The organism is Planctobacterium sp. AWM4_229, from assembly GCF_056160305.1.
In genome coordinates this window covers 445,278-458,669 of record NZ_JBSWWX010000005.1, presented here as the reverse complement: position 1 = coordinate 458,669, position 13,392 = coordinate 445,278, and the positions used below count along the sequence as shown (strand labels likewise).

The 13,392-nt window shown below is 45.2% G+C and carries 11 protein-coding genes; 3 read left to right on the top strand and 8 right to left on the bottom strand.

The features are described 5' to 3' along the window. Positions 1–2 precede the first annotated feature (2 nt). Together ACXAGP_RS13750 and lpxL are read right to left on the bottom strand one after the other, a co-directional pair. On the bottom strand, positions 3–620 hold the full coding sequence (locus tag ACXAGP_RS13750; RefSeq protein WP_475262076.1) for a toxin co-regulated pilus biosynthesis Q family protein: 618 nt from the start codon (positions 618–620) through the stop codon (positions 3–5). 119 nt (positions 621–739) lie between these two features. Continuing rightward, on the bottom strand, positions 740–1,660 hold the full coding sequence (gene lpxL / locus ACXAGP_RS13745; protein WP_475262135.1) for an LpxL/LpxP family Kdo(2)-lipid IV(A) lauroyl/palmitoleoyl acyltransferase: 921 nt from the start codon (positions 1,658–1,660) through the stop codon (positions 740–742). Between the two features lie 172 nt (positions 1,661–1,832). Between lpxL and ACXAGP_RS13740 the strand changes: the two genes are divergently transcribed. Then, positions 1,833–5,357, top strand: coding sequence for a PAS domain S-box protein (locus ACXAGP_RS13740; protein ID WP_475262075.1), 3,525 nt, complete (start codon positions 1,833–1,835; stop codon positions 5,355–5,357). A gap of 82 nt (positions 5,358–5,439) precedes the next feature. Here the strand turns inward: ACXAGP_RS13740 and ACXAGP_RS13735 are convergent, their stop codons facing one another. Together ACXAGP_RS13735 and ACXAGP_RS13730 are read right to left on the bottom strand one after the other, a co-directional pair. Next, a complete protein-coding gene (locus ACXAGP_RS13735; protein WP_475262074.1) occupies positions 5,440–5,697 on the bottom strand; it encodes a DUF3081 domain-containing protein in 258 nt (85 codons plus the stop codon). Positions 5,698–5,711: 14 nt separating this feature from the next. Then, entirely contained in the window at positions 5,712–6,335 is a 624-nt protein-coding gene (locus ACXAGP_RS13730) for a hypothetical protein (RefSeq protein ID WP_475262073.1), read from the bottom strand. Between the two features lie 152 nt (positions 6,336–6,487). Here ACXAGP_RS13730 and ACXAGP_RS13725 point away from each other — a divergent pair, with 152 nt between their 5' ends. Next, positions 6,488–7,075 (top strand): thymidine kinase, encoded by a 588-nt coding sequence (locus ACXAGP_RS13725; protein WP_475262072.1) that lies wholly within the window; start codon positions 6,488–6,490, stop codon positions 7,073–7,075. On the opposite strand, the gene ACXAGP_RS13720 is transcribed toward ACXAGP_RS13725, so the two are convergent. Further along, positions 7,044–7,631, bottom strand: coding sequence for an acyl carrier protein phosphodiesterase (locus tag ACXAGP_RS13720; protein ID WP_475262071.1), 588 nt, complete (start codon positions 7,629–7,631; stop codon positions 7,044–7,046). The two genes, ACXAGP_RS13725 and ACXAGP_RS13720, sit on opposite strands and share 32 nt — an antisense overlap. Positions 7,632–7,738: 107 nt before the next feature. On the opposite strand from ACXAGP_RS13720, the gene ACXAGP_RS13715 reads away from it, so the two are divergent. After that, entirely contained in the window at positions 7,739–8,791 is a 1,053-nt protein-coding gene (locus ACXAGP_RS13715) for an energy transducer TonB (protein WP_475262070.1), read from the top strand. Positions 8,792–8,832: 41 nt separating this feature from the next. Here ACXAGP_RS13715 and ACXAGP_RS13710 read toward each other — a convergent pair whose 3' ends face one another. The 3 genes from ACXAGP_RS13710 to ACXAGP_RS13700 all read right to left on the bottom strand — a co-directional run bounded on the left by ACXAGP_RS13710 (position 8,833) and on the right by ACXAGP_RS13700 (position 13,380). Then, positions 8,833–10,473 (bottom strand): methyl-accepting chemotaxis protein, encoded by a 1,641-nt coding sequence (locus tag ACXAGP_RS13710; RefSeq protein ID WP_475262069.1) that lies wholly within the window; start codon positions 10,471–10,473, stop codon positions 8,833–8,835. A gap of 167 nt (positions 10,474–10,640) precedes the next feature. After that, positions 10,641–12,395, bottom strand: a complete 1,755-nt coding sequence (locus ACXAGP_RS13705; protein WP_475262068.1) for a monovalent cation:proton antiporter-2 (CPA2) family protein — start codon at positions 12,393–12,395, stop codon at positions 10,641–10,643. A 91-nt stretch (positions 12,396–12,486) separates the two neighbouring features. Then, positions 12,487–13,380: a WYL domain-containing protein gene (locus ACXAGP_RS13700; protein WP_475262067.1), complete on the bottom strand. Its 894-nt coding sequence runs from the start codon at positions 13,378–13,380 to the stop codon at positions 12,487–12,489. Positions 13,381–13,392: the final 12 nt, after the last annotated feature.

Sequence of the window (13,392 nt, the reverse complement as noted above, 5' to 3'; positions counted from 1 at the left end):
TATTAACTAGGCCGCGCTATTGTACAATTGTCTTGTAAAAATGGCGTGTTTTCATCGGTAATGACGAGAGAGCGTTGTTTAGGGCAAACGTAAGCCAATACCTGACCACTAAAGTTGCTGTCCACCGCTTTGGCTATCTGATATAGCGAGCCCACCAGAGTATCTTCCATTTGAAACTGGTTTTTCACAATAAAATCCTGATCAAGCTCCCAGATCACCTGCATCCCTTCACTTTGAGCATAGTTAGTAATGGCTTCGCGAAGCGTAGAGCCCGCCGAAAAAGTACGGTATCGGTGTTCACCTACCCAACGACCTTCCACGGGCGCACTCTGCTGAGCGGCCATTTTATTTAAACGATTTTGCAGTGACTCGGACTCTTTGTTGAGTTCCACCACAAAATCGCCCTGGTCTTCTTCATAAGGCTTACTTTGCGACATGCGATGCTGCGCATAAAAGTCGCTCAAGCTGTTATTTATATTTTTCTTTTCTGCATGTTTGGCCTGCTCAGCTTTTTCGTTTTGATTGTTAATCAACAACGCGGCACCGATAATTAAAACAATGGCAAAACCCAATTGTTTGGCCCAAAACATTGCAGGTGAAAAGTTTTTCTTCTTCGCCATGACAGTGAAAACCTAATTTATTCCGCTCAATTTATAACCACATTCCGGCTAATATACCAGAATTTAACATTAATATCGGTAAATAGTTCACAAACTAAAATATAGATAACGGAGCTATTCTAAGAATAGAGTGATGGAGCTTCAGGGTCAGGCCGCGTTTTGAAGCGTTTGTGCATCCATAAATACTGCTCTGGCGCCAGCATCACCATTTCTTCCACCCGCTTGTTAATCCTTGCAACATCGGCCTCATCGTCTCCCGACGGAAAATTCTCCAATCCCGGCCATATCTTTATCTTATAGCCTTCTTTTGAAGATATGGATTGAATAAACACTGATTCACAATCACTGTTATTGAGAAATAGCATTGAGCCAAGGGTTGTTGAGGTATCAGGAACATTAAAAAACGGCACAAAAACCGTCTTGTTGCGACCGTAGTCCTGGTCCGGCAAATACAAACTCAACTCGCCTTCATCAAGAGCCTGAAACATCCCTTTGACATCGCGTTTGTGGATCATGTACTTGTTGGAGCGGGCTCGCCCATGATATTGCAAATATTCCATTAAATCATTGTCGTGTTTGCGGTAAAACGCCACACATGGCTGATAAAAACCCAGTCCACGGCAGGCGAATTCCAGGCTCAAGCAGTGGATGGCCATACCGAACACGCCTTTACCTTTCGCTTTTATCGCTTCGACATGTTCAAATCCTTCCACGGTGAGCAGCCTTTTAACCCGCCAGTCCGGCCACCACCACCCCATGACGGTTTCCAAAATCGCCATGCCCGAGGCCGTGATATTGTCCTTTAACAATTGTTCCTGGCGTGCTTTGTCCCAATCAGGAAAGCACAATTCAATATTACGCCTGGCGATAGCAATGCGCTTTTTACCCAGCAGCGCCAGAAGCTTTCCTAACCCGGCACCAATTTTCCTGACCAATGGATAGGGTAAACAGGTAAGCAAATATAAAAGACTGAACCCAAACCAGATAGGCCAAAACTTTGGTGCCAAAAAACGCCATTCAAATTTCGGGGCTTCGATAATTTTCAATACAAAATGCTCATTTTTATTATATCGCTGTGATCTTACTGCAGAACACACCATTGCCCAAGTAGCGCAACCAAATTATGGGATCTGACCAGTGGGGTTTGCGTGATAACGGATTAGATAATAAAGTATGTAGTAACTTCCTGATTTCTTTTACGAGACAATAAGCTTGAGCAACTCCACACATAGGAGCGAGGCGGCATTCCGTGCCATGGTAGACCTCGCAGCAGCCGGGATAATGGAACTCACCTCGGAAGGGGACGTGCTCTACGCGAATAAAGCCTGTCAACGCCTGTTTGGCTATTCCCTTGAAGAACTCACTGAGCTCAACCTGGTTGAACTGATACCGGGTAACTTCTTGCAAGCAGGGGATCCTCTGTATCAGGACTTTATGCAGAACTATTCTGCAGATCGCATTTTTGAAAGCGCCAGTCTGACTGCATTTCGCAAAGACGGCGAAGTGTTTTTTGCTGCCATCGGAGTAAGTGAAGTCAGTGACTCTGGCAACATCATTATCACCATCAATGAATCCGCACGCCTCAAGTCTGCCGAACAAAATCTGGTGGAGCTGAATAAAAAATTCATGGTAGCCACCGAGGCCGCTGGAATTGGTATCTGGGAGTTTGATTTTGAGACTGGAGAGTTACAATGGGACGAGCAAATGCATCGTCTCTATGGGGTTGTTGAGCGAGACTTCAAAGGCACCTACGAAGATTGGACTGCCAGGCTGCATCCCGATGATATCGGCCCCACCGAAGCCATGTTCAACTACAGTGTGGAGCAACAAACCAAGTTTGATACCAGCTTTCGCATTACAACCCCAACAGGTGAAGAGAAGTACTTAAAAGCTTATGGCCATGTGATCTATGACGAGAAGAACACACCGCTGCACGCAATCGGCGTTAATTACGATTTAACGGATCGCTACACGGCGCAAAAACGCCTGATTGAGAGCACCGAAGAAAACGCCATGTTAGCCAAGTTAGCTCAGGAAACCGATAACGCCGTTATTCTCACCGACGCTCATCAAAACATTACTTGGGTAAACCGCAGCTTTGAGAAAATCTCGGGGTACAGTTATGAGGAAGTTGTAGGTAAAAAGCCGGGTATATTTCTACAAGGTGAAAGATCCGATAAAAAAGTGGTTGAACGCATGAGCAGTGCGGTGCGCAACGGCCACGGTTTTAACGAGGAGCTGATCAATTATCACAAAGACGGCAACCCCTATTGGTTACGCATTAACTGCCAGCCCTTATATCGAGATGGCAAACTCACCGGTTTCATGGCTCTGGAAACCGACATCACAGAGCAGAAAGAAGCAGAAATTAAGATTACCAACCTGAACAGGCTGCAAAAAGCGGTGTTGGATAGTGCCAACTTGATGCTGATATCTACCGACACAGATTTTAACATCAAAACCTTCAATCGCTGTGCTCAAGAACTACTGGAATACGATGAAGCTGAAGCGGTGGGTAAATTAAATCTGGCCGATTTTTTCGATCCTCAAGATCTAATGTACGGTGCCCAAAAGCTTGGCAGAAACCTCGACTCTGTATTCGAGCCTGATATCACTTCGTTTTTGAACAAAGCCAAACAAACCGGTAGTGCTGAGCAGGAATGGCAATTGCTGACTAAAGGACAGAAAGCCTTCCCTGCTATGTTGTCAATTACCCCCATCGAAGATGATTCGGATAACGTCGCGGGTTATCTGGCTATCGCGCGTGACATTTCGCAATTAAAACTCATGGAAGCGGAAAAGCAGCGTAACCAGGACCTGATGGAAACCACGGGTACCATGGCAAAACTGGGGGGCTGGGAGCTCAATCTCAAAACCAACGAGCTATACTGGTCCAAAGAAGTGTATCGCATTCACGAGATCCCGGTTGGGCAAAAAGTCGAGCTCAATGAAGTTATTTATTTTTACGCGCCTGAAGCCCGGCCTATCATCCAACGTGCCATCGAAGATGCTATCGCCGATGGTAAGTCTTGGGATTTACAACTGCCCTTTATCACCGCGCGCAATCGTCGTATTTGGGTAAGGGCAGTAGGTTTTGTGGAGTATGTGCACGGGGAGCCTATGCTGCTGCGCGGCGCATTTCAGGATATTACCCAACTCAAGCGCGCTGAAGAAAAAGCTAAGGAAGCCAGCCGCACCAAGAGCGACTTTTTGGCTAACATGAGCCACGAAATCCGTACCCCCATAAATGGTATTTTGGGCATGAATGATTTGTTGCTCAAAACTGACCTGGATGAAAAACAACGGCATTACGTCAGTCTGGCGCAATCTTCAGGCCAATCTCTGCTGCATTTGATAAACGACATTTTAGACTTCTCTAAAATAGAAGCTGGTAAACTTGAACTGGAAGAAATTCCTTTTGATATCTACAAGTTGGTGGGAGAGCTGGCAGATACCTTCGCGCTACGAGCTCAGGAGAAAAACCTGGAACTCATCTGTATCGTTGCCGACAACGTACCGCAATTTATTCGTTCCGACCCCAGCCGGATAAGACAAATTATCAATAACCTTTGCAGTAATGCCCTCAAGTTCACTGAATCAGGGGAGATCATACTCAAGGTATCAGAAACCGGATTGAACAAGCTACATTTTGAAATAATTGATACGGGAATAGGAATACCTGAAGAAAAGCTCAACAACCTGTTTAATAAGTTTGTTCAGGTTGATGCCTCCACCACACGCAAGTTTGGTGGCACCGGGCTAGGCTTAGCGATATCCAAACAGCTTGCAGAAATGATGGGCGGCGCAATAGGTGTCAACAGTCAGTTAAATGAAGGTTCTAATTTCTGGTTTAACATTCGCTACGGGGAAGCGCTAGAAGAAACCCCTGACTCCGCTTTAATTCCACAACTTACGGGTAAATCAGTGCTATTGGTGGAGGATAACCAAACAGCGCAGAACTGGTTTGCTTCCATCATCGAAAAAACAGAAAGCGACTTACTCAGTGCGGAAAATGCCCCAACAGCGATCAAATTGTTAAGGCAACAGGCTCAGGAAAAAACGCCTGTTGATGCCGTCTACATCGATAAAAAACTGCCTGGCATGCAAGGGCATCAATTGGCAAAAGCGATTCGCAGCGACAAGAATTTACCGCAACCCAAAATCGCCCTGCTGGTAGCTGTTGGTGATAACCTGCCCAATGAGGAGTTACAGGCACTGGATATTACCCACCAGTTCCACAAACCGGTTAAACGCCCCACGCTACTGCACTCACTAGCTATTCTATTCGATCAAGTTCCTGAACATGATGAACGTGCCGATACGATCACCGAAACCGTGGAATCAAAAACCGCAGGCGAAATGCGCATTCTGTTGGTGGAAGACAATTATATTAACCAACAAGTGGCCGTGGAAATGCTTAAAACCCTCGGCTATATGGTGGATGTAGCTGAAAATGGTGAAGAAGCCTTGCAAACCCTTAATACCGCGATTGAGCCCTATGATGTGATCTTAATGGACTGTCAAATGCCGGTAATGGATGGCTATGAGACCAGCCGGGCCATTCGCATTTCCAATTCCGACAACTACAGAAATGACATCCCTATTATCGCGCTAACGGCTCATGCCATGACTGGCGATGCGGAAAAATGTCTGGATGCCGGTATGAACGGTTATCTCACCAAGCCCATATCAAACCAGGCACTGCAAGATGAATTAGCGAAATGGGTGACTGCCTGACATAGAATAAACGATCTGAAGCCGAGTAAACTCCACAGAACGGGTTCCCAAGCTTCAGAGCTTTTTCTCTAGTACTCAGTAGTTAATACTGTTGTTGGATATTAATTAACTTTTTATAAAACTGTTCAAAGTGCTCCTGACTTTCATAGTCAAAATGGTATTGATTGTGAAAACCAAAACTCAGCGATACCAAGGCATCACTTAAATACAGTGTGTAACCATCAAAGTCGGTTGATGCCTTTACTCCATCCAGAAGGTGCCCTTCTTCGGTTTGTTGACCGTTCTGGCGAATTTTGTCAAATACGGTCAAAATCAATTTACTGTCAATTTCGTTTTTCACTATGTCGCACTCTGCTAAAAATTGTATCGATACCCCAGCTGAACCGAATTGCTCTGAATATCATTGTTACCGCGGATATGTTCCACCTGGAAACGCACTTGCCCTCGGTAACCGACAAAAAAGTCGAAGCCAGCGCCTACAATACCAGCGATAGCAGTATCGTCGTAATCACACTGAGTTATCGAGCCATCTGATACCGCCAATACTCGCTGTTCACCATCATCACAGCCATGCTCACTATCGTATTGATTGCTGGTTTCGTAAGTCATGGCCATCACCCCTAACTTGTAAAACAATTCACCGCTTTGGCCGGTAGCCTTACCCAAAAATGATAAGTACAGTCCAGAAGCATCGGCACCAGAATCAAGCTGTACATCATTAGTACTCAATGGCTCTACGGGTGGTTCAAAATCAGCAGCAATTAACTTATATCCCACTTCTGCATACCACTGGGGATGAATCTCAGTACCAAATGCCAGTGAAAACCCGGGGTCAGACGCGCTGCTATCCGCTATCGAGACATCGTTAAATTCTGGTGCCAGTACCAGATAATTTTTTTCCAATAAATTTGCATAGCTGTTGGAGTGAAATGCGCACATCAGCCCTGCAAGTACTATTAATGTTATTCGAAGCTTCATTCTGTTTCCGAAATCTTTACGCAATTATTCATACTCTAGTGGTTTGCAATAGGTTCTGTCCAGCAACGGCTCAATTCATGCTGCACTGCTTGTTCAATATTTGCTAATATCGAAAGCTAATCTGATTTAGCACAGCAAGATAATAAATAAAAATGGCGCAACTGTACTTTTATTATTCCGCAATGAATGCGGGCAAATCCACGACTCTTCTGCAATCGGCATACAACTACAAAGAGCGAGGCATGTACGTGGAGATCTTTACCGCAGCCCTGGATGATCGCTACGGCATAGGCAAAATTACCTCTCGTATTGGATTGCAGTCAGATGCGCAATTATTCAGAGCTGATACTGACCTGTGGCAGGCGATTAATGACAGGCAGCAAAACAAAAAAATTGATTGTTTATTATTTGATGAGGCGCAGTTTTTGAATAAACAGCAAGTGAAAGATCTGACACGCGTTGTGGATGAACTGAAAATCCCGGTTCTGGCCTACGGTTTGCGCACCGATTTTTTAGGCGAAACCTTTGAAGGCTCCCATTATTTGATGGCTTGGGCAGACAAGTTAGAAGAACTGAAAACCGTTTGTTATTGCGGGCGAAAAGCGAATTTTGTGGTGAGAAGGGATGAAAATGGCACGCCTGTGACTCAAGGAGAGCAGGTTCAGGTGGGCGGCAACGACAGTTACGAATCTTTGTGCCGAAAACACTTTAGCGAACTTGTTTGGCAAGCTGACAACTGAAATCGATAAGCTCAGGGTAAAAGTCTAAAAACAACTGCTTGTATAACGCCTGATTGGCTTGTAAGAAATCATAGCTTTCTCTTGCAAATACAATGCGATTGCCAAGTCGCTGCTCAACACCATGAAAGGCCCTCAGACAAGTTTGCTCGTGTTGGTAATGTGCCAACCACCTGTCTTGCAATAAACTCTGTTTAACGCGATTAAAGCGCTTATCCGGCAATTCCATATCTGCCAACTGCTGATAAAAGTCCTGCAAAACGGTGTCGATTAAACACGGAGGAAAACGCTCATTGTTTAATAGCAATAGATGATCAAACCAGATATCCAGGCAAATCCCGGCGGTTCTGCGCAATGTGGCAGGGAAACTCTGCTTTGCTATTCGTATTTTTGCGTGGGCATCAGTAAAAGAGTCCACTTTGCGATGGATTTTAATGCCCTGCTGAATTGGCTCAGGTAAATGTATTAATACACTGCCCCGCACAAAATCCCCTGCAAAATTGCCTACCAATGAGGTTTCGGTAATGGATGCCAGATGGATATGCGCTAAATAGTTCATAGGTAATATAAATTTACAAATACCCAACGGGCACGTATTGTTTTCGTTTACTGTTACTATCAGACTGAAAGAAATTCTTTGCCGGGTCAACAGGGAGTCAAAACAAGATGCTAAACACCAAAAAAACATTCACCCTCAGCACTGTCAGCTTACTGCTTAGCATAAGCGCCATGTCAGCTTCGGCAAACGCAGCACAAACTAAGGCAGCAAAACTAATATCGGAAACTTCCCCTGTGTTCCCTTTTGAATACCGCAAGGATGAAATAGAAGGCTGGGTGCAATTAAGTTACGTGGTCAATGAGCAAGGTAAAGTGACAGACGCCCTGATCCACGACTCAACGGGTCATGCCCTGTTTGAGCAGTCAGCCTTGGAAGCCGTGCAAAATTGGCAATACCAACCTGCCAGTAAAGATGGAGAGCCTGTTACCCAAAGCTTTAATGCCGTCACTCTCAATTTTCGACTGGATAACAGCAACAATTACGATGACAACGAGCGTCGTAGTGACGTAAACAAACGCTTTTTGTCGCGCTTTCAAAAAGGCATGAATGCTATTGAAAAAGGCGACCTGAAGGACGCCGCCAGAAAAATCAAACAGCTGCGGGAAAGAGATAAACGCAAGTGGATCGAGAGCAGTTACCTTTGGGTTTTGGAAGGCTATTATTTTGAGAAGCAAGGCGATACCGTAAATGCCGCTAAATCCTTTGCCAAAGTCATGAATAACGGCAATGACGTGTTACCTCGGGCCGTGTATGTTGAGGTACTTAAAAAAGCCTTTATCGCCAATATCATGAACAACAATCTCTTTGAAGCAGTGGCGGTGTATCAAACTTTTGAAAGCTTTGCCGCTGACAATGAAGCCTTGAAAAATCTAACTCCTTACTATCAACAAGCCAGAGATTTTCTGGCCGGAGAGCAACCACTTGAAGTGGTTGGCGTTCTACCACAGGTCGGGCTTTGGCATCACAATATCAGTAAATCAGAATTGCTGCTGGCCAGTGCCGAAAATCCGTTGGATGCGGTGCATTTAAGATGTGACCATCAACAAATTGAATACCAGAAGGTAAAACAGCAATCCATCAACATTGAGTCCGGCTGGGGTCAATGCGTTGTCTATGTAGAAGGAACTGCCGGGACCCAGTTTCTGGTTACCGAATTGTAATAACAAACAATACTCTGCGCGCCCACAGGCGCGCGAGTAGCTTATTTTTGAGGTAGTTTGAATACTGAAGTGGCATCCTGAATGCGATGCAAAATCTCGGACAACACTCGAGAAGCATCCTCCATAACAGTAGCTTCATGCTGAGATTGATCACTGTGCTTATTAATCTCGTGCAATCCACAACTTACATCATTAGCTTCTTGCACCTGCTGCTGTGCCGATTGGGTGACATCATTATTGAGTTTGCTGATATTTTCAAAAGCTTGCCCCAATGATTCCATAAAAGCCTGCGCTTCACGAGTTTGATCGAGACTAATTTGCGCTTTATCTCGACCGTCCAGCATGGCATTTACGGCTCCGTCTGTGGCATTTTGTAAGTCAGCAATGGTGCGGGAGATTTGAGTCGTAGATTCCTGAGTTTTAGTAGCCAAACTGCGCACTTCATCAGCCACCACGGCAAAACCACGTCCGTTCTCTCCTGCCCTAGCAGCCTCTATAGCGGCATTGAGCGCCAACAAATTGGTTTGCTCAGCGATACCGTTGATGACATTAACAACATTACCGATATCATCAGAATCGCGTTTCACTTGCTCTATTATTTCCGTGGCACTGTTGGCAGAATCAAACATGCTTTGACTATTGCGCAGGTTCTCACCGAACATCTCAATACCCTTTGTCGCCTCCCGAACCGAATCTTTAACGAAATCATTGGCTTCATTCACAGAATTAGAAATCCCTTCACTGCTGGTGAGCATCTTATCCATGTTACCTTGTAGCGCATTGCTCTCTTCCATTTGCTGCTCAAGGGATTCCTTAATCTTGTGAAAGGCATTGAATAAACTATCGATTAACTTAGTGAGTTCCTGTAAATCTGACAGTATACCGCTCACCACGCCGCCTAAATCCCGTTGGATCAGTACAAAGCTATGTGTCAACTTGCCTATCTGATCATGACCATCCACTTCGGTTTTATGGGTAAAATCTCCTTTGGCGATTTCAGTGGACAAAAACGTCACTCGATTCAACGGGCGAATCAAGCGGCGCTCCACAAAATAAACAAAACCGCCAATACTCAATACTGTAGCGAACACGGTCACTAAAATGGTAATTAGCTGGGTATTCTCGGCATTTTGGCCGATTTTTTCTCGACTTTTAGCCACATCCTTTTCAGCTTGTAACAAAGCTTCTTTCAAGAGCTTGGTAGGTGCCCTATCAATGCCCTGTACTGATTTATCAGCAGTATCAATATCTTTGTCACTATCTAAAAATGCGCGATAACCTTTTTGGTAAGCCGATAACATTGGAGGGTAAGCATCGGCAAATTCATCCAGACTTGCCCAGGAAGGATGAGTTTTAGGCATCTCTCTCAACAAACCTTCATACTGACTTTTAATGGTGTTGCCGTGTGTTTGGAAACGAGACCAGTACTTGTTAAGTTGCGCCGGATCCTTGCCGCGAATGAGAGTATTTTTCCACTCCTGTACCTGTGTTTTAAAGGTCAGATTCATTTCAGACAGAGCGATCATATAGCGAACATTATTATTGACGGTAGAGGAATAACCATCGATAACATTATTTAGAGAATAAAATCCCCAGGAAACAGACAGCAAAATAACCGTCATTGCGGAAACAATAATTAACAACATTTTGTTGCGGATATTGCTGCGAATTAAGTGGAGCATAAAACCTCGCTGCATCAGTACCAAGATGAAAAGGTGGATACAGCGACACAAGCTGACACCCAGACAAAATCAAATGCCGCATTGGATAACAGCCTTGTTACAGAAATATGACTCAATTCTGTTTTGTGACTAAATTACTTATTATAAACAATAACTTAATCGAATTATCACAAAATATCCGCCTGGTCTTGCTTAAATAACGACTCCAGATCTTTTCGGTTTTGTTTACTGCGTTCAACCGCGTCTTGAGCAGAAACGGGATTTTGAATACTGCGCTGCAATATTTCTTCATCGTGATGTTTAAATACTTGTACAAAATAATTAGCCTGTGCTGTACTGAAACCATACTCCTGTAATACACGTGTGGCGGCGTTGAGACTGCTATCAAAAACTTCTCGAACAATGTGGCTAATACCCAACTTATCAAATTCAGCAGCATTCATGCGATTGCGCAATCTGGCGACAATCTTGATATGGGGATATTCTTCCCTCACCAAATGCGCAATCTCCAGCGCTTTTTCTTCATTATCCACCGCAATTAGCAATACTCTGACTTGTTCTATTCCCGCTCTTTTTAATATATCCAGGCGCGAGGCGTCACCAAAATACACCTTATTGCCGAACTTCTTAACAAACTCAATGTGTTCCGCATCAGTGTCCAGTGCGGTAAACGGGATATTATGCGCTCCTAATATACGCCCGGTGATCTGCCCAAATCGACCGAATCCAGCAATCAATACCTGCGGATGGTCGTCCTGTACATCGGATTCATACACATTGGGACAATTCTTACTGTTAAACCACAAACTGTGCAAGATCACTAACGGTGCGGTCATTGCCATTGATATACCCACAATAAGAGTTACTTGATCAGCCACTACTTGTGGTACCAGCGCAGTAGCCGAGGCTTGTGCCATAACAACGAAAGCAAATTCACCGCCCTGAGAAAGCATCAACGCAATGCGCATGGAATCGGTACTAGACTCTTTCGAAAGTTTCAAAATGGTAAATATTACAGCCGTTTTCAGTACCACTAATGCCACGGCACAACCGACTATAGTCAATGGCTGCGATACTAATAGACTCAAGTCCAGATTCATGCCGATTGCAATGAAAAACAAGCCTAACAGCAAACCTTTAAATGGCTCTATTTCTGTCTCCAGCTGATGTTTGAAACTGGAGTTGGCCAGCAGCATACCAGCCACAAATGCCCCCATGCCCATGGAAAGCCCGGAAGCTTGCATACCTACGGCCGTTGCCATCACAATCAACAGTGCAGCGGCGGTCATGACTTCCTCACTACCATAGCGAGCCAACAAGCCCAAAAACGGATTGATCAGATAACGCCCCGCCACCAGTACAATGGCGATAGCCAGCACACTCATCCACCATGGTGGCGCGGCGGCCGAGCCTGAGTCAGATAAGGCTGCCACCAGTAAAAGAATGGGAATAACCGCCAGATCCTGCATTAACAACACAGAAAAGCCTTTTTGTCCCGGAGGGGTTTTGAGAATGCGATGCTCGCTCATCAATTGTATGGCGAACGCGGTGGATGACAAGGCTACAGCCAGTCCCACGACAATTGCCACATTTACCGAAAAGCCAAATATCAGCATGGCAGCAAATATCAAGGCGGCAGTGATGGCCAGTTGTCCACCGCCGGTGAACATAATCTGATTACGCATGCGCCAGAGTTTTTGTGGCTCCAGTTCAAGACCGATGACAAACAGCAACAAGACCACACCCAGCTCGGCAAAATGCAAGATAGTGTCTGGATCGGAAACCAAATTAAGTGCCGAAGGACCGATGATCAACCCCGCTACCAGATAGCCTAAAATCGCCCCCAATTTCAACCGTTTAAAAATCGGAACCGCTACTACTGCGGCTCCAAGAAATACCAGACCTGTTGTTAATGTTGCCATAATTTCAACTTTGTTTTTGATTTGAGCCGCAACTTAACAAATCGCGACCGCTAAAGACCAATGATAAATTTCTATGCTAGCCATCTAAATTTCACGACATCCCAATGCCAAATCCGGGCGCCAAGCGCATATTTTCCACATCAATCAGCGTTTCGGGATTGGCCAAAGCCAGTTGACAGCCTTGCCCTTTTATTCGGTGATCTCCCGAGCAATCCACTTGCCATTGTCTTAACACGTAACTTGCCAGTGCCGCTCTTACCTTAAGGAGCAACTCTCCATTCACCATGTTATAGTCCATCTCCACCGCTTGCGTCTGACTGATTTCAGGATGCGGAATCAAATGCAAATCCACCATAGTGTTCCACTGTTTATCTTCACCGCTTTGCTCATAAGGCGCACTCACTTCTTCCAGTTCAGTAATGGTGGTAAAACGCGTGCAGACAAAATCGCGGAATTCCTGATGATGGCGATCAAAAGCGCGCACATGCCAACGATGACCATTGTTCACCATTGCATGAGGTACTAACTCCCGTTCTGTTTCGCCTGAAGATACCGAGACATAACCGCATTTGATAGCTTGTTGATTGGTAATGGCGCGCATCAAACCGGCGATTATGTCAGGATTGGGATGAATTAAGCGCACCGCGTCCAGACACACTTCGCTAGATTCCACCAAGGTTGAAATACCGTTACCAAAACCCTGACAAAGCTGGTGCAAAATAGCCTCAGGATCCTGTTGAAACACCGGTACGAAATCAGCGCAGCGATAATAGCGCTTATCGGTGTGATTCAACGCTAAGTTGCCCGGAGCCAGCTCTTTGTAGGCCGCAAAGTCACGGGTACTGGCAGCCAGGCCGGTTTTGAATCGTTCCGTCAGTTCGGCCCTGGAGATGTGCCCAAAGTATTGCAAACTAAAATCAATAAAAGCCAATCGCTCTCGCGCACCGTGATTTAGTAACTCAAGATTGTTAATGTCGTTTGTCATCCCAATACCCTC

What these genes read in the sequence shown, in the direction of transcription:
- ACXAGP_RS13725 (WP_475262072.1), top strand. Translation starts at nt 6,488, where the DNA reads ATGGCGCAACTGTACTTTTATTATTCCGCAATGAATGCGGGCAAATCC.
- ACXAGP_RS13730 (WP_475262073.1), bottom strand. Translation starts at nt 6,335, where the DNA reads ATGAAGCTTCGAATAACATTAATAGTACTTGCAGGGCTGATGTGCGCA.
- ACXAGP_RS13750 (WP_475262076.1), bottom strand. Translation starts at nt 620, where the DNA reads ATGGCGAAGAAGAAAAACTTTTCACCTGCAATGTTTTGGGCCAAACAA.
- ACXAGP_RS13700 (WP_475262067.1), bottom strand. Translation starts at nt 13,380, where the DNA reads ATGACAAACGACATTAACAATCTTGAGTTACTAAATCACGGTGCGCGA.
- ACXAGP_RS13720 (WP_475262071.1), bottom strand. Translation starts at nt 7,631, where the DNA reads ATGAACTATTTAGCGCATATCCATCTGGCATCCATTACCGAAACCTCA.
- ACXAGP_RS13705 (WP_475262068.1), bottom strand. Translation starts at nt 12,395, where the DNA reads ATGGCAACATTAACAACAGGTCTGGTATTTCTTGGAGCCGCAGTAGTA.
- ACXAGP_RS13715 (WP_475262070.1), top strand. Translation starts at nt 7,739, where the DNA reads ATGCTAAACACCAAAAAAACATTCACCCTCAGCACTGTCAGCTTACTG.
- ACXAGP_RS13710 (WP_475262069.1), bottom strand. Translation starts at nt 10,473, where the DNA reads ATGCTCCACTTAATTCGCAGCAATATCCGCAACAAAATGTTGTTAATT.